13 protein-coding genes are annotated in these 16,747 nt (G+C 70.4%); 8 read left to right on the top strand and 5 right to left on the bottom strand.

Annotation, left to right across the window (positions count from 1 at the left end; all coding sequences use genetic code 11):
• Window positions 1-162: 162 nt before the first annotated feature.
• On the top strand, window positions 163-1,302 hold the full coding sequence (locus tag ABD883_RS04900; protein WP_345030341.1) for a C45 family autoproteolytic acyltransferase/hydrolase: 1,140 nt from the start codon (window positions 163-165) through the stop codon (window positions 1,300-1,302).
• Window positions 1,303-1,495: 193 nt separating this feature from the next.
• Here the strand turns inward: ABD883_RS04900 and ABD883_RS04895 are convergent, their stop codons facing one another.
• The 3 genes from ABD883_RS04895 to ABD883_RS04885 form a co-directional block, all read right to left on the bottom strand.
• Complete coding sequence (locus tag ABD883_RS04895; protein WP_345030339.1) at window positions 1,496-2,617, bottom strand: fatty acid desaturase family protein; 1,122 nt, start codon at window positions 2,615-2,617, stop codon at window positions 1,496-1,498.
• 227 nt (window positions 2,618-2,844) lie between these two features.
• Complete coding sequence (locus ABD883_RS04890; RefSeq protein WP_295688388.1) at window positions 2,845-3,267, bottom strand: VanZ family protein; 423 nt, start codon at window positions 3,265-3,267, stop codon at window positions 2,845-2,847.
• Between the two features lie 93 nt (window positions 3,268-3,360).
• Window positions 3,361-3,534, bottom strand: coding sequence for a CsbD family protein (locus ABD883_RS04885; protein ID WP_137318179.1), 174 nt, complete (start codon window positions 3,532-3,534; stop codon window positions 3,361-3,363).
• 215 nt (window positions 3,535-3,749) lie between these two features.
• Between ABD883_RS04885 and ABD883_RS04880 the strand changes: the two genes are divergently transcribed.
• The 5 genes from ABD883_RS04880 (at window position 3,750) to ABD883_RS04860 (ending at window position 8,978) form a co-directional block, all read left to right on the top strand.
• Window positions 3,750-4,622: an HTD2 family dehydratase gene (locus ABD883_RS04880; protein WP_345030334.1), complete on the top strand. Its 873-nt coding sequence runs from the start codon at window positions 3,750-3,752 to the stop codon at window positions 4,620-4,622.
• A 90-nt stretch (window positions 4,623-4,712) separates the two neighbouring features.
• Window positions 4,713-5,456: a DUF5058 family protein gene (locus ABD883_RS04875; RefSeq protein WP_137318177.1), complete on the top strand. Its 744-nt coding sequence runs from the start codon at window positions 4,713-4,715 to the stop codon at window positions 5,454-5,456.
• Window positions 5,457-5,478: 22 nt separating this feature from the next.
• Complete coding sequence (locus ABD883_RS04870; protein ID WP_345030330.1) at window positions 5,479-6,207, top strand: hypothetical protein; 729 nt, start codon at window positions 5,479-5,481, stop codon at window positions 6,205-6,207.
• A 48-nt stretch (window positions 6,208-6,255) separates the two neighbouring features.
• Complete coding sequence (locus ABD883_RS04865; protein ID WP_137318175.1) at window positions 6,256-7,491, top strand: amidohydrolase; 1,236 nt, start codon at window positions 6,256-6,258, stop codon at window positions 7,489-7,491.
• A gap of 53 nt (window positions 7,492-7,544) precedes the next feature.
• Window positions 7,545-8,978 (top strand): amidase, encoded by a 1,434-nt coding sequence (locus ABD883_RS04860; protein ID WP_345030328.1) that lies wholly within the window; start codon window positions 7,545-7,547, stop codon window positions 8,976-8,978.
• Between the two features lie 98 nt (window positions 8,979-9,076).
• On the opposite strand, the gene ABD883_RS04855 is transcribed toward ABD883_RS04860, so the two are convergent.
• On the bottom strand, window positions 9,077-10,186 hold the full coding sequence (locus tag ABD883_RS04855) for a hypothetical protein (protein WP_345030326.1): 1,110 nt from the start codon (window positions 10,184-10,186) through the stop codon (window positions 9,077-9,079).
• 89 nt (window positions 10,187-10,275) lie between these two features.
• A complete protein-coding gene (locus tag ABD883_RS04850; protein ID WP_345030324.1) occupies window positions 10,276-11,016 on the bottom strand; it encodes a TetR/AcrR family transcriptional regulator in 741 nt (246 codons plus the stop codon).
• Between the two features lie 102 nt (window positions 11,017-11,118).
• Here ABD883_RS04850 and ABD883_RS04845 point away from each other — a divergent pair, with 102 nt between their 5' ends.
• Together ABD883_RS04845 and ABD883_RS04840 are read left to right on the top strand one after the other, a co-directional pair.
• Window positions 11,119-13,974, top strand: a complete 2,856-nt coding sequence (locus tag ABD883_RS04845; protein ID WP_345030322.1) for an MMPL family transporter — start codon at window positions 11,119-11,121, stop codon at window positions 13,972-13,974.
• Window positions 13,974-16,553: a YhgE/Pip family protein gene (locus tag ABD883_RS04840; protein WP_345030320.1), complete on the top strand. Its 2,580-nt coding sequence runs from the start codon at window positions 13,974-13,976 to the stop codon at window positions 16,551-16,553. Before ABD883_RS04845 ends, ABD883_RS04840 begins: the two co-directional genes overlap by 1 nt.
• Window positions 16,554-16,747 lie beyond the last annotated feature (194 nt).

Here is a 16,747-nt window from a genome sequence, read left to right as displayed (position 1 = left end):
TGGACTGACCTCGGAACGCCCGGACCGCACTGAGCTGCACCTGGAGACGCCGGGCCCGCACTGAGCTGCACCTGGAACCTCGCAACCGCACTGAACTGCTCGGCGAACCCGCCTTCCGAGCGGTCCTGTCGGGCTTCCGGCTGCGCGGATAGCATGAGAACCATGTCACCTACGGAAACGCACGACCCGCAGCCGTCCCGCTTCGACACCGACCGGGTGGTCGACCCGGCGCTCGTGGAGCCGGAGCTCCTCACCGTGTCCGGCGCCGACCACGCCGCCCGCGGCCGCGGCCGAGGTGAGCAGGCCGCCCGCGGAATCGCGCTCACCGTCGACGCCTACTCCTCACTCTTCTCCCGCCTCGGGATCACTGTGGACACCCAGCGCAGCGCCGCCGAGCAGTCGCTCGCCGCACTCGCCGACTGGGACCCCGCGCAGGTCGACGAGCTCACCGGCGTCGCGGCCGGTGCCGGCCTGGAGCTGTGGCAGGTCGGGCTCGTCAATGCGCGCACCGAGATCCTCACCCTCGCCCAGGTGGACCCGCGTGAATGCTCCACCCTCGTCCACGCGGCCCCGGGTGGGACGAAGGCCGTCCAGACCTGGGACTGGCACGCGGAGTTCGCCGATGTCTGGCACTACCAGAGCGTGACCGGGGTCGACGGCGAACTCGACCACCACGGATTCGCCGAGTACGGCATGCTCGGCAAGATCGGCATGAACTCCGCGCGGGTGGGCGTCATGCTCAACATCCTCAAGAACGCCGAGGACTCGGCCGGCGGCGTGCCCGTCCATTCGGTCCTCGCCGCCGCGTTGCAGCGCGGTCGCACCGTGGCCGAAGCGGTCGACATCATCCGCTCCGCGCGCACCACCTCGTCCTCGGTGATCACGGTGACCGGACCGGACGCCGCGGTCATGGTCGAGATCGGCCCGGCCGGCACACAGGCGTTGAGCGCCGACGGCTGGTTCGCCCACACGAACCACTTCGTGGGTTCAGAGCTGCTCGACGGGGCGCTCCCGCTCAACGCGGCGAGCATGTCCGAGGAGCGCCTCGCGCTCATCGAATCACAGGTCGCGGACGCCCCGGCGCCGGCGGACACCGCGGAGATGCTCGGCCACCTCTGCACGGGACCGGGGGAGGCGCCGGTGTGCCGCGTGCCCGAGCCCGGCAAGGGATTCGGGGAGCGGACCGCGACCCTCGTCACCGTCCAGTTCGACCCCGTGGCAGGCCGGGTGGTCATGAGCCCCGGCAGCCCGAACGACGTGGGCCGGGCGCAGGCGGTGGAGTTCAGCACGACGGCGCGGTGACATCAGGCGCAGGCACGCTCACACGTCGGTGCCCTGCCGTGTGCAGACGTCCCGCAGTGCGCCGGTGCCCGGCCAGGTGCACTGACGATTTGCGTCGCACCGACGCTCCACGCTGTGCTGTCACCCGACAGCCGAGGCGCGGGCACGGGAACCTGTGCCCGCGCCTCGGCGGTAGTGGGTGCGGGGAGTCGCGTCAGATCGCGCGTCCCGCCCCGGCCATCGGGCACTCGAACGGGTCGCGGGCCTTGATGCCCACGCGGTTGAGGTAGTCCACCACGGCCCCGTAGGACTGGACGAGGGTGACCTCGGTGTAGCGGATGTCGCGCTCGGCGCAGAACTCGCGGACGATCCGTTGCGCCTTCTTCAGGTGGGGGCGCGGCATGCTCGGGAACAGGTGGTGCTCGATCTGGTAGTTGAGTCCGCCCATGAGGTACGTGTTGAAGGTGGTCCCCACGATGTTGCGCGAGGTGGTCACCTGGCGGAGCAGGAAGTTCAGCGTCGAGCGGTTCTCCAGCTGCGGCATGCCCTTGTGGTTCGGGGCGAACGAGGCGCCCATGTAGAAGCCCCAGACAGCGACCTGCACGCCGAGGAACGCGAACGCCATGCCGAGCGGCAGGTACCAGAACACGAGTGCCGGCAGCGCGATGAGGCGGATGCTCAGGAGCACGATCTCCGCGGTGCGGTTCTTGAGCTTCTTGCGGGTGAGGACGGTGAGGATCGCGTCCCGGTAGAGGTTGAGGCCCTCGAGGAGGAGGAGCGGGAAGAATAGGTAGCCCTGACGCTTGGTGAACTCGTGCGCGAGCCCGGTGCGGGCCTGCGCCTGCTCCGGGGTGAAGGCGACGACCGGGTCGAAGATGTCCGGGTCCTTGCCCTTGGTGTTCGGGTTCGCGTGATGGCGGTTGTGCTTCTGGGTCCACCAGCCGATCGACAGGCCGACGATGAGGTTGCCCGTGATGAGGCCGTACCAGTCGCTGACCTTGTGCGAGGTGAAGATCTGCTTGTGCACCGCTTCGTGTCCGAGGAACGACATCTGCGTGAAGACGATGCCCAATGCAGCGGCGACGAGGAGCTGGAACCACGAGTCGCCGAGCAGGACGAAGCCGGCGATGCAGCCGCCGAGGGCCGCCATGAGCACGGTCGTCATGACCCAGTAGAAGACCGGGGTCTTCTCCATGAGGCCGGCATCGAGCACGAGCCGCTTGAGGGCGGCGAAGTCGCTCGTCGCGGCGCGGGACCGGGCGCCCGCCGGGCGGGGCCGCGGTGCTGTCGCTGTGGGGGAGTCGGCGACGGTGGCCGCTGCGGTGGTGGGTGTCATGGTGAATCCTCGAGACGTCGGTGCGTGGGGCTGCCCGGGTTCACATGAGAAGCGTGGTGCGAAGCGATCCAAGTACGTTTAGGCGACGATATGACCCACGCTACAGTGCCGCGCCGGGGCGAGGACACCGTGATCTCACGAAACGACGGATATGCACGGATTTCACATCTGGCGGCTACCAGGATCCTTGTCGGAATCGGGGCCGGTCGCAGGGGCACCGGGCGGGGTCAGCGCCGAGGTGCGGCGGGCGCCTCGGGCCCGGGCTCCTCCACCGGCACCGCCCGCCAGATCGCCCAGGCGAGTGCGATGCCGAGGAGGTCGGCCGCCCAGTCGCCGAACTCACCGGCGCGACGCGGCACGCCGAACGCCTGGATCACCTCGCTCGCCCCGCCGTACAGCGCGGCGATCAGCAGCGTCCAGCCGACCGGGGAGCCGAGGAGGAGCAGTGGGGTGACGAGGGCGGCGAACATCCCGAAGTGCCCGAGTTTGTCGAGTCCGGGGAGCGCGCCGGGCTCACCGCTGCCCGGGCTGTAGAGCGCGAGGAGGTGGATGAGGAAGGCGAGCGCGAACCAGATGCGCAGCACCCAGGTGCCCGCCGACGCCCGATAGTCCACCTGCTCCCCCTCCGTGGCCGGCCCGTGTCCGCTCATGCCGGCGGATGATCCAGACTACCGGCCTGCTCGGGCACGGCAGAGCCCCGCCGTCCCTGCGGACGACGGGGCTCCGGTGCGCTCGTGCGGGCCTTACTTCTTGAAGGCGTCCTTGACCTTCTCGCCGGCCTGCTTGAGGTTCGCGCCCGATTCCTGCGCGTGCCCCTCGTTCTTGAGCGACTGGTCGTCGGAGGCGTCGCCGACTCCGGCCTTGGTCTTGCCGGCCATCTCGTCGGCCTTGTTGGAGATCTTGTCACCGAGTCCCATATGCAGCTCCTTCGGTCGTCGGGCCGACCCTCCTGGTCGACCCTGCACCTCGACCCTATGCACGAAACCTCAAGATCAGTTGTGAGAAAGCAGTGCCCCTGGCACGCGCGCTCCGTGGACGGGTCTGCACAGCGTCAGCGGCACTGAGTAGGCTGGGCTCGACTGCTGGAACCGCCCTGCTCACCCCACGAGCCCGCACACCCGAAGGAGCCCCGATGAGCGAGACCGTCGACATCGCCCAGCTGCAGGAGTGGATCGGCCGATCCCAGAGCCTCGAGGACCTCGCCACTCCGGCCAAGTCCGCCGGGCTGCGCGCCACCCTCGACTACGACTCCGACCCCTGGGGCGGTCAGCTGTTCCCGGTCGGCTACTGGCTCCACTTCACCCCGGATGCCCCGCAGCACGAGCTCGCCGCGGACGGCCACCCGCACAAGGGCGGGTTCCTCCCGCCGATCCCGTTCCCGAGGCGCATGTGGGCCGGCTCCGACGTCACCTTCCACCGGCCGATCGCGGTGGGGGACCCGCTGCGCGAGGTCCAGACCATCAAGAACGTCGTCCACAAGTCGGGGCGCTCCGGCGACCTCGTGTTCCTCACCGTCGACCACGAGATCTTCGCCGTCGGCGAGCTCGCGGTCACCGACGTGCAGACGATCGTCTACCGGGAGGCCGCCCCCGCCCAGCGGGCTCCCGAGCAGTCGGCGGCCGAGCGTGCCGCGCTCGCGCCGGCCGACACCTCGGACTGGGACTACTCCTATGTGGTGCGCCCCACCGAGACCCAGCTGTTCCGCTATTCGGCGCTGACCTTCAACGCACACCGCATCCACTACGACCGGGACTATTGCCTGAACGAGGAGGGCTACCCGGGCCTGGTGGTCCACGGCCCGCTGTCGGCGACCCTCATGGTCGACGCTTTCATGCGCAACCACCCGGGCGTAGAGCTCAAGACCTTCGCGTTCCAGGCGCGCAAGCCGATCTTCGACAACACCCCCGTCGCCTACGTCGGTCGTGAGACCGGCGAGGGCACCTACGAGGTCGGCGCGGTCGATCCCGAGGGAACGGTCTGCCTCAAGGGCACGATCACGGTCTGAAACACGGCGTTCACGTGATCGGCGTCACAGATTGCTATGGTCGAGGCGTCAATCCGTTCCCCACTGTGATCTGAATTCGAGGAGCTGCCGATGGTAGTCGCCCAGGCCAATTCGACTGACATCGGCATCATCGCCAATGCGCCGCTCCTGTGGGTGCTGGCCGCGGCCGTGTTCGCCGTCATCCTGATCCAGTCCGCGATCTACATGCTCGCGGTCAAACGCAACGCTCAGGCGGCGGACATGAGCCAGGCGGAGGTCAACGCCTCCTTCCGAGCCGGCGGCGTCGCCGCAATCGGACCGTCACTGGCCGTCGTGCTGGTCTCCGTGGCACTGCTCCCGCTGTTCGGGACCCCGCCCGTGCTCGTCCGGATCGGACTCATCGGTTCCGCTGCCACCGAGACCGCCTCGGCCTCCCTGGCAGCAGGAACGATGGGGGCCGAACTCGGCGGGGAGGGCTACACCCAGGCCGTGTTCGTCGTCGCACTCATGGCGATGAGCCTGTCGGGGGCGATGTGGCAGATCAGCACGCTCGTGCTCACCCCGCTGCTCGGCAAGGGGAGCGACGCGCTCTCCCGGGTCAATCCTGCGCTCATGTCGATCGTGCCCGCAGCGGCTCTGCTCGCAGCCTTCGCGGCTCTGACGATCACGGAGATCCCCAAATCCCTTGCGCACATCGCGGCAGTGGTCGCCTCCGCCATCGTCATGGCGATCTGCCTGGTGCTCGCGCGCGTCCTGTCCCAGGCCTGGTTGCGGGAATGGGCGCTGGGAATCGCAATCGTCGGTGGTCTGATCGCCGCCTACGCCGTCCACCACGCCGGTTTCGGCGCTGCGTGAGCATCGAGTAAGGAGAACCATCATGACGACTGCCGCCCCGGATCTCGAAGCGCTGCATCGCAACTACTCCAAGACGACCTATCTGTGGGGCAATATCACGATGGTGGCCTGCCTTCTGCTGGCCACCGCAGTGCCGTTCTACCTCTATTTCTCGACCGACCTCGGTATCGAGGTGTCGCATATCGTCACCGCCTTCATCGCGGTGGCCGCCGTCTACGGCGTGTTCTGGGTGGTCGAACCCGTGACGTACTTCCCCATCCTCGGTCCTGCCGGGATGTACCAGGCGTTCATGATCGGCAACATCTCCAACAAGCTCGTGCCGTCGGCGATCGTCGCCCAGTCGACCATCGGAGCCGAACCGGGAACTCGAAAGGCCTCGTACTCGGCGACCGCCGCGATCTGCGGTGCCGCCGTGGTGCATGTGCTCTCCATGCTCGTGCTCGTCGGCCTGCTCGGCACCTGGCTGGTCTCGATCACCCCGGAGCCGATCACCGAGGTCGCACGGCTGTACATCCTGCCCGCGATCCTCGGCGGCGTCACCGTCCAGCTCATCGCGACGCTCAACCAGGTGCGTGCGACGATCATCGCTCTCGTCGTCTCCGCCGTGGTGGTCCTACTCATCGTGCCGTTCAGCCCACCGCTCGTGAAGTCCTTCGCCACGGCCATCGCAGTCATCGCCACGATCGTCATCACCTGGTACGCGCGGGACCGCAAGGTCCGCAGCAGCTCCGACACTGCCCATATCAACTGACACGACTCACCCGATACGCTGGCCACACGCCGACTCCAAGGAGACCTCATGGCACTCGATCCCACCTTCCGCTCCGCGCTCGACGCCGAGATCCCGGCGCTCGTGGAGATGTATCAGCACTTCCACCGGCACCCGGAGCTCTCGATGCAGGAGCACCGCACGGCCGACGCCATCGAGGAGCACCTGCGCTCGTACGGCCTCGAGCCGTTCCGCTGCGGCGGGACCGGGGTCGTCGCCGTGATCGAGAACGGCGAAGGGCCCGTCGTCGCCTTCCGCGCCGATACCGACGGCCTCCCGATCGCCGAGCAGACCGGGCTGCCCTACTCATCGGAAGCGACGGGGACCCTGCCGGACGGCACCGAGACCCCGGTCATGCACGGCTGCGGCCACGACACCCACATCACCTCCGGCCTGGGTGCCGCGAAGCTCCTGACCGAGCACCGGGACCGCTGGTCCGGCACCGCGATCATGATCTTCCAGCCGGGCGAGGAGACGAGCGCGGGTGCTGCGGCGATGCTCGAGGACGGGATCTGGGACCGGGTGCCCCGCCCGGACGCGATCTACGGTCAGCATGTGTGGCCCGGCGTGGCCGGCACCGTGAACATCACCTCGGGCACGGCGATGGCGATGGCCGACTCCCTCGAGGTCATCGTCCACGGGCAGCAGGCGCACGGCTCGCAGCCGGAGAACGCGGTCGATCCGATCGTGCTCGGAGCCTTCATGATCACCCGCCTGCAGACGATCGTGTCCCGGGAGATCTCCGGGCGGGACTCCGCGGTGCTCACGATCGGCGTGTTCAACGGCGGGCTCAAGGAGAACATCATCCCGAGCAGCGCCCGCTTCACCATCAACATCCGCACCTACGATGAGGCCGTCCGGGAGACGGTGCTGACCGCCGTCGAGCGCATCATCACCGCCGAGGCGCAGGCTTCCGGGGCGCCCGCCCCGGAGATCCGCCCGATGTACGGCTTCCCGCCCGTGGACAACGACCCGGACCTCACCGCCTCGCTCATCCGTGCACTCGGCGACGAGCTCGGCGAGGACGCGGTCAACGTCACCCCGCCGGTCACCGGGTCGGAGGATTTCGGGCGGTTCGGCGACGCGATCGACGTGCCGTACGTATTCTGGTTCTTCGGCGGCTATTCGCAGGCGAAGGTCGACGACCCCGAGGAGGTGCTGAGCAATCATTCCCCGTTCTTCGGTCCCGACGAGGTCGAGACCACGCTCGGCACGGGGGTGCGCGCGGCTCTCACCGCACTCCTCGGGCACCTCGGCTCCCGCTGAGGCGCCCCGGCTCCACCCGCGAACGATCACCCCGCTCCGCAGGAAGGCGCGCAATGACCAGTGAGCTCACCTGGCTGTCCACCCGAGAACTCGCCCACCTCATCGGCACCGGTGAGCTCAGCGCCGTCGACGCCGCCGACGACCATCTCGAGCGGATCGCCGAGGTGAACCCCACCATCAACGCCGTCGTCACCCTCGACGCCGAGGCCGCGCTCGCCCGGGCGGTGGAGGCCGACCGCGCCTACGCCGCCGGTGAGCGGCTGCCGCTGCTCCACGGGGTGCCGATGACGCACAAGGACACGCACAGCACGGAGGGGATGCGCACGACCTTCGGTTCGCCGGTGTTCGCCGACAACGTGCCGGATGCCGACTCGCTCGTCATCGCCCGGCTCCGAGCCGCGGGGGTGAACACCACGGGCAAGACCAACGTCCCGGAGTTCGCCGCGGGCTCCCACACCTTCAACCCGCTGTTCGGCACGACGGTCAACCCCTACGACCCGTCCCGGTCGGCGGCCGGCTCCTCCGGTGGCGTGGGCGCGGTGATCGCCGCCGGCATCCAGGCCTCGGGAGACGGCTCCGACATGGGCGGATCGCTGCGGATCCCCGGGTCCTTCAACAATGTCGTCGGTCTGCGCCCGACGAACGGCCGGCTCCCGCACGTGCCACCGCAGGACCCATGGTCCTGGCTCTCGCAATCGGGCTTCATGGCGCGCACCGTGGGTGACGTCGCGCTCCTCATGCAGGCCGCGTGCGGGCCCGACCCGCGCGGACCCGGATCGATCGACGAGCCCGGAACGGTGTTCGACCTGCCCGAGTTCCGGCTCGGTGCCCGGTACGAGCCCGACCTCGACGGACTCCGGGTGGGCTTCGCCCCCGATTTCGCGGGGCGCGTCAGGGTCGAGTCGGCAGTGCTCGACATCGTGCGAGCCGCGGGCCCGGTGTTCGAGGAGCTCGGGGCGCAGATGAGCGAGGCGTGCATCCGGCTCGACGACGCCGACGAGGTGTTCGACACCCAGCGGGCCTACGACTTCGCGCTGAACTGGGGCGAACTCGTGCGGTCCCGGCGTGCGGACATCAAGGAGGCCGTGGTGTGGAACACCGAGCGCGGGCTCGCGCTCACCGCGGACGAGATCATCTCCAAGGACCGGGCGCGCGCCCGGCTGCGGGAGGACGTGGCGGAGTACTTCACCGAGCACGACGTCCTCGTCACCACGATGGCGCAGGTGCTGCCCTTCGACGCGGGGATCGAGTATCCCACCGAGATCGAGGGGGTGCCCTTCGAGACCTACCTCGACTGGATGCGCTCGGCGACCCTGATCTCCGCCACCGGGTGCCCGGCGATCTCCGTGCCGGCAGGCCTCACCGCCTCCGGGCTGCCGGTCGGCATCCAGATCGTCGCCGCCCCCGGCCGGGACGTCGACCTGCTGCGCGTCGCACACGCCTTCGAGACCGCGACCGGCCACCACCTGCGCCACCCGGAGATCTGAGGGTGCGCTGAGCCGGCGGGGGATGCCGCCGGCGCTCTCGGACTGCCCGGCATCGGTCATGCCGTCCCACGAAGTGACGCGGGGGCGACCGCTCCGGGCTAGACCGTCGCCGCAGCCCGGTCGTACGCGGCCACGAGGGCGTCATCGTCGGTGAGGGCGTCCCGGATGAGCTGCCACGGCACGACATCGAAGCCCTCCGCGCCGCCGTCGGCATCGCCGCCGGCGAACCGGACGAACGGCTGGCCCGAACGGGGGTCGTCGGCAGGGACCTCGGCCGCGAATCGCCACGTGCCGAACCCTGCCCGCCGGATCACCTCGCCGACGTAGCGCACCGCACCGGCCAGGTAGGCCTGCTCGTCCTGGCCGGTCATCGCCTCCGCATCGGAGTAGCGCTCCCGCAGGTCCGCTGTGAGGCGCTCGAGCGCTGCACGGCCGTACGCCCAGGCCTCCATCCCGCCGCCCTGCTCGTGGATCCACGCGGCGATGACCGGCTCGACCCCGCCGAGGAAGGCGTCGAGGTGGTCCTGCTCCGCTTGCGAGGGGCGCTCCCCGCCGGCCGAGAGGTCGATGCCCGTGCTCGAGCGGTTCGGCGTGCCCTGCTCGCCGAACTCCGCGAGCGCGTTCGCCAGTGCGGTGACGAAGGTGTCGCCGCGGCGCTCCTGCACCGCGGTCATGAGGAGTCCGACGAGGGAGATCGGGGTTCCGGCGGCCTCCCCGGCCGGCGAGTCCGGTCGGATGAAGGGCATCCCATGGCCGGTACCACCGTCCGGGTCGATGTCCCAGGTGCCGCCCACCGTGCGGAGCAGGGTCTCGCCGACGTAGCGGACCAGCCCTTCGGAGAACGGCTGATTCTCCGCGGCAGCGACGGCCGCCGGGGAGGGCAGGCGGGTGAGCGCGAACGCCTCGACCCACGGCAGGGAGGCCGGGGAGAAGTCCTTGCGGAACTCCCTCTCCTCGTCGTCCTCGCCGACGGTGATCGCGCGCGGCAGAACGGCCTCGACGAACGACCCGAGCTTGACGGGCATGTTGGACAGGAAAGCACGGAACTCGGCGCGCTTCGCCTCGGCGTCGGCCGCGCCGGGTGCGGCGTCTCCGACGGCCTCGCTCGTGCCGGGGATGCTCGCAGCCGCAGGGTCCTGGACTGCGGAGTCCTGGACCGCAGGGTCCTGGGCGGCGGGGTTCGGGTCGGTGGGGTTCGCGTCGGTCATGCCCACCACCCTAGTGGCCGGAAGCCCGTCCGGGGCCTGGCGGGGGAGCACACTCAGGGGAGCGCGGGCAGGGACGAGTGCACGAGTGCTCAGTCGAAGACGACGAACGCCCGGAGGATCCGGAAGGTCGGCTGCGGGTCGATGATCAGCGGGCCGGTGCCGGGCCACTCCGGGATCGCTTTCACCGAGGCCTCCTTGACGACCACCGCGAGGAGCTCGACGAGAGCGGCCGCCGGGATCGTCGTGCGACCGCCCAGCCGGTCGAGCACTGTATCGATGACCGCGGCGAACTGCCGGAAATAGGCGGCGAGCAGCTCCTCGTACTTGTCGAGCAGCTCGGGGACGCGTAGGGCGTGGAGGTGGATCTCGCGTTCGGCGAGCACCCAGTCGACCGATTCCGGGTATTCGATGAAGAAGCGTTCCAGAGCGAGCTCCATGAGGCGCTGCGGGTCCGCGGTGCCGATCGAATCGGCGACCTCGTCAAGACCGGACTCGGCGGCCTCGTTCACGCGGTCCATGGCACGCTTGATCCCGGAGTCGCACACGGCGAGGACGAGCGCGTCACGGGAGGCGAAATTCGAGTAGAAGGCGCCGCGCGTCATCCCGGCGGCCTCGGCGAACTCCTCGATCGAGGTGCCCGCGACGCCCTTGGCGGCGAGCAACGGGATCGCGGCCTCGATGAGCTTGGTCCGCGTGCGCAGCCGACGCGGTGAGATCGACTCGGCGGCGGGTGCCGGGGCAGCTGCCGCCGCAACGACGGACGAGCCGTCGCCGGGGGGCTGCGCGGACTGTGCTGCGGGGGCGGCCTCGCAGCGGTCCACGGTGTTCATCGATTCCTCACGTCCTTGTTGCTCGGTCCATTTGCCATCCGGCCTCCGGCCCAGAATAATACACAACTGTATCCAATACATTTCCGTATCGAGAGTGGTGTCGTGTCCTCTTTTCTCTACGAACTCGGGCGGGCCGCGTTCCGGCGCCGGAAGACCGTCGCCGCGATCTGGGTGGCCCTGCTCGTCGTGCTCGGCGGCCTCGCCGGCCTGCTCGCCGGTGACTTCGACGACGACTTCACCCTGCCCGGCTCAGAGTCGCAGCAGGCACTCGACTCGCTCGCCCTCACCTTCCCCGAGGTCAGCGGCACCGCCGCGCAGGTGGTCGTCGTCGCCGCCGAAGGGGACGACATCACCGCCGAGCCCTACCGCAGCGCCCTCGAGGACTTCGCCGACGACCTCGGCGAACTCGACTCCGTCAACTCAGCGACCTCGCCGTTCATGGACGGAATCGAGGGCGTGATCTCCGACGACGACCGGGCCGCGCTCGTCAACATCCAGTACGACGGCGCGGTCGCCGAGCTCGGCGACCCGGTCAAGGACGCCCTCGCCGAGGCCACCGACGCCCTCGTCGCGGACCTGCCCGAGGGCACCCAGGCCTCCCCGGGCGGTGAGCTGTTCGGCGTCACCGGGGTGCACCTGTCATGGGTCGAGGCCATCGGCGTCGTCGTCGCCTTCGTCGTCCTCCTCTTCACCCTGGGTTCGCTGCGGGCCGCCGGCATGCCTCTCGTCACCGCGATCCTCGGCGTCGCGATCGGCATGGTCCTCATCGTGCTCGCCACCGGCTTCTTCGTGGTGAACTCGACGACCCCGATGCTCGCCCTCATGCTCGGCCTCGCCGTCGGCATCGACTACGCGCTCTTCATCATCTACCGGGCCCGCGACCTCATGGCAGACGGGCACTCCGCGGAGGAGGCCGCCGCCCGGGCGACGGCCACCTCGGGCTCGGCCGTCGTGTTCGCCGGCACCACGGTGATCATCGCGCTCGTCGGCCTCAGCGTCGCCGGCATCCCCTTCCTCACCGTGATGGGCGTGGCCGCAGCGATCACCGTCGCGATCGCCGTCGTCATCGCCGTCACCCTGGTCCCGGCCCTGCTCGGCTTCGGCGGGGAGAAGCTGCGGCCCAAGCCCCGGAAGGCGCGCCGCGACGGCACCGAGAAGCCGCGCCTCGACCGGCGGCTGTTCGGCGCCTGGGAGACCATCGCGACGAAGGTCCCGGCGCTCACCGTCGTCATCATCATCGTCGGCCTGGGCCTCTTCGCGATCCCCGCCCAGCGCCTCGAGCTCGCCCTGCCGAACAACGGCGGCGCGGAGGCCGGGACGCCCGCGAAGGAGAGCTACGACCTCATCGAGGAGCACTTCGGCCCCGGTTTCAACGGCCCGCTCGTCATGACGGCCGGCATCATCTCCTCCACCGACCCGCTCGGCGACATGGAGTCCCTGGCCGAGGACATCGAGGCCGTCGACGGCGTCCACTCCGTCGTCATGGCCACCCCCAACCGGACCGCCGACACCGGGATCGTGCAGATCATCCCCGAGTTCGCGCCCGACGACCACCGCACCAACCAGGTCGTCGAGGACCTCCGGGGTCTCGCCCCGCAGATCGAGGACGACTACGGCTTCGACACCGCGGTCACCGGCTACACGGCCGTCGCGATCGACGTGTCCGACCAGCTCGGCAAGGCTCTGCTGCCCTTCGGCATCTTCGTCGTCGGCCTCTCCGTCATCCTGCTGACCATGGTGTTCCGCTCGATCTGGGTGCCGATCAAGGCGACCGTGGGCTACCTGCTCAGCGTCGTCACCGCGTTCGGCGTCGTCGTCCTCGTGTTCCACGATGGCTGGCTGTCGTCGATCATGGGCGTCGCGCAGACCGGACCGGTCATCAGCTTCCTCCCGATCATCCTCATGGGCATCCTGTTCGGCCTCGCGATGGACTACGAGCTGTTCCTCGTCTCCGGCATGCGCGAGGCCTACGTCCACGGCGCGGGCGCACGTGAGGCGGTCCGCAAGGGCTTCCTCGGCTCGGCGAGCGTCGTCACCGCGGCCGCGGTCATCATGATCTCGGTGTTCGGCGCCTTCGTGCCCGTGGGCGAGGCGATCATCAAGTCGATCGCGCTCGCGCTCGCCGTGGGCGTGTTCGTCGACGCGTTCATCGTCCGCATGACCCTCGTGCCCGCCGTCATGGCGCTCCTCGGGGACCGTGCGTGGTGGCTGCCGAAGTGGCTCGAGCGGATCATGCCCCACTTCGACGTCGAGGGCGAAGGGCTCTTCCACCAGGTGGCGCTGCGCGACTGGCCGCAGCCGGACTCCCCGTACCGCGTGTACGGCGAAGGGCTCGGCCTCGACGCTGCCGGTGCCGGCTCCGACCCGCTGTTCGACGGCGTCGACGTCGCGCTCCTACCCGGCGAGGTGCTCGTCGCCACCGGTCGCGGGTCCGGCCACCTGCTCCTCGCACTGTCCGGCCGGCTGCCGCTCGACCGCGGCGAGCTCAAGATCGGCCGGGAGGTCATGCCCGAGCAGGCCGGCCGCGTCCGCTCCCGCACCCCGCTCGTCGTCGTGAGCGCCGCCGACCCCGCGCTCACCGCCGGTCCGGCCCGCCTGCGCGCACTCGCCCAGGACCCGCCCGCGCTGCTCGTCGTCGATCGCGCCGACCAGCCCGCGGACCCGGAGTCCGCGCGCCTCGTCACCGCGCTCGTCGCCGCAGCGGTGGACGCCGGCTCCGCCGTCGTGCTCGCGGTCAGCCACCCGCAGGCGGACTGGATGGTCCCGGCACGCACCTCGTACACCTTCCTCGACCTCGACGACCACCGCCGCGCCCCGGACTCCGCGCCCGGCGCGTCGGCCGGCCGCGGAGGATCCGGACCGGCCGGCGGCCGCCCCGCCGGCCCCGACGCCCCCGGGCCGGCAGACGGCTCCCGGGGCGACACCGACCACGCGCAACTCATCGGAGGAACCCGCTGATGGCACTGTTCGAACGCGCCGACACCGGCCGTCCCGTCACCTGGCTCTCGATCCTGGGACTCATCCTCGTCCCGGTGATCATCGCCGCCGGGTTCGTGTTCGCCGCCTGGCAGGCGAACGACCGGCTCGACTCCGTGCGCGCCGCTGTCGTCAACAACGACGAGGGCGCCGAGGTCGACGGTAAGACCGTGCCGCTCGGCCGGCAGCTGTCCGCCGGGCTCGTCGACTCCGAGGAGGACAACCTCGACTGGGTGCTGTCCGACGACGCGGATGCCGCCGACGGCCTGGCCAGCGGCGAGTACGCCGCCGTCATCACGATCCCCGAGGGCTTCTCCCGCGCCGTGATGTCGAGCGGCGAGGACGACCCGCTGCTCGCCCGCCAGGCGACCATCGACGTCACCTCCTCCCAGGTGTCCCCGCTCGCCGACGCGACGATCGGGCAGGCGATCGCCGAGGTCGCCCGGACCCAGTTCAACACCGGCTTCACCTCCCAGTACCTCGACAAGATCTACCTGGGCTTCAACGACATAGGCGAGCAGTTCCGCGAGGTCGCCGACGCCGCCGGCGAGATCGCCGACGGCACCGAGCAGCTCTCCGAGGGCACCGGGGACGCCGCCGAGGGCGCGACCGCGTTCGCCGACGGCGCCGAGCAGCTCGACGCCGGCTCCGGCCCGCTGGTCGAAGGGGCGAATGGGATCGCCGACGGCGCGGGCGGCCTCGCCACCGGAGCGCGTGAGCTGTCCGGCGGTGCGAACGAGCTCGCCGACGGCACCGAAGAGCTCGCCGGGGGCGCCGGCGAGCTCGCCGATGGCGCTGATGAGCTGTCCGACGGGCTCGGCCAGATGCGGGATCAGACCGCGGACCTGCCGGATCAGACCCGGCAGCTCGCCGACGGCGCCTCCCAGCTGTCCGAGGGCGTCGACGAGTACACCGGCGGCATCGATGAGCTCGTCCGCCAGCTCGGCGAGTTCGACACCGGTGGTGAGGACGGGTCGATCGAGGACCTCACGGACGGCCTCGACGAACTCTCCGACGGCTCCTCGCAGCTCGCCGACGGAGTCGCCGGGATCAACGACGGGCTCGGGGAGTACCGGCAGGGCCTCGACGACCAGGCGGCGGCCGCCGGGAACCTCGCCGGCTCCGCGACGAGTCTCGACGACCTCGTCGCCGCCGGTCTCATGACCGAATCCGAGGCGGAGGCCGCTCGCGCCCAGCTGTGCCCCGAGGGCACGCCGGCCGAGGTGTGCGCCGGGACGGAGCGCGCCTTCGTCACCGGTCTGCTCTCCGGCACCGCCGGCGCGCTCGAGGGCGCTTCGGCGGGACTCGATCAGCAGGACCCGCGGACCGGGCAGTCGATCAACTCCGGGCTCGACGAGCTCGAGGACGGGGCCTCCCAGCTCGACGACGGGGTGCAGGAGCTCGCCTCCGGACTCGGCGCCGCGCTCACCGGGCTCGTCGAGGGCCTCGCCGAGTTCACCGACCGCTCCGATGAGCTCCTCGACGGCTCCCGGCAGCTCCGCGAGGGCGCCTCGGGCCTGGCCGACGGCACCGACCAGCTCGCCGACGGCATGGGGGACCTGAGCGACGGGATCGGCGCCTCGGCCGACGGCGCCTCCCAGCTCGCCGACGGCACCGACCAGCTGGCCGACGGCACGGGTGAGCTCGCCTCGGGCGCCCGGCAGCTGGCCGACGGCACCGGTCAGCTCGCCTCGGGCGCCGACGAGCTGTCCGCCGGGGCCGGGGAGTTCACCACCGGGCTCAGCGCCTACACCGACGGGGTGGGCCAGCTGTCCACCGGAGCCGGCGACCTGGCGACCGGTCTGACGGAGCTCGACGAGGGCACCGGGGAGCTCGCCGAGGGCACCCGCCAGCTCGCCGACGGCCTCGACGAGGGCAAGGACCAGATCCCGTCCTACACCGCGCCCGAGCGCGATGCGCTCGCCGAAGCGGTGTCCGAGCCGGTCGCCGCCGACGACGGGCTGCTGGGCTCGATCTCGCAGGCCTCGACGATCGCGCTGCTGCTCGTCATGGCGCTGTGGCTGGGTGCGCTCATCACCTACACCGTGGTGCGCGCCGTGTCCGCGACCGCCGTGACCTCCCGGAAGCCGTCGTGGGCGATCATGGCCCGGGGTCTGCTGCCGGGGCTGCTCGTGGCGATCGTCCAGGCGGTGATCCTCACGTTTGTCGGGCAGATCGTGCTCGAGCTCCACTTCTTCGATCTCACCGCGCTGCTCGTGCTCGCGATGTTCGCCGGGATCGTATTCATGGTGGTGAACTACGCGCTCGTCGCCTGGTTCGGCGGGGTCGGCCGCTTCGTGTCGGTGGCGCTCGTCGTGCTCGCCGTCGCCGGCCGGGCGCTCGGGGCGACGCCGGACTTCTTCCAGGCCGTGGCGCCGTTCCTGCCGCTCACCCCGGCCTTCGACGGGGTCACCGCGATCGCCACCGGAGCGCCGGGCCTGGGGGCGGCGTGGGCCGGACTGTTCGGCTGGTTCGTCATCGGCACCGGCGCGGCGATCATCGCGGTGGCCCGGAGGCGGACGCTCACGGCCGGCCAGGCCTCCCGCCTCGTCCCCGCTTGACACCTCGATATCCGAAGGTTCCTGAGAGCGGAACCTTCGGATATCGAGGTCTCACGCGGTCGTGACCGGGAGTGACAGTGCTCAGAGCGATCGTCTCCGGGACATCAGTGCTCGGGGCGGCAGTGCCCGCGTCATCGACCTGCCATCTGTGCTCGACGCGTTCGTCGACCTACCATCTGTGCTCCGATGCGACC

The organism is Brevibacterium pityocampae (assembly GCF_039541555.1).
Classification (GTDB): Bacteria; Actinomycetota; Actinomycetes; order Actinomycetales; family Brevibacteriaceae; genus Brevibacterium; species Brevibacterium pityocampae.
Note: the sequence above shows the minus strand (reverse complement) of the source record. Positions and strands in the feature narration are given on the sequence as shown.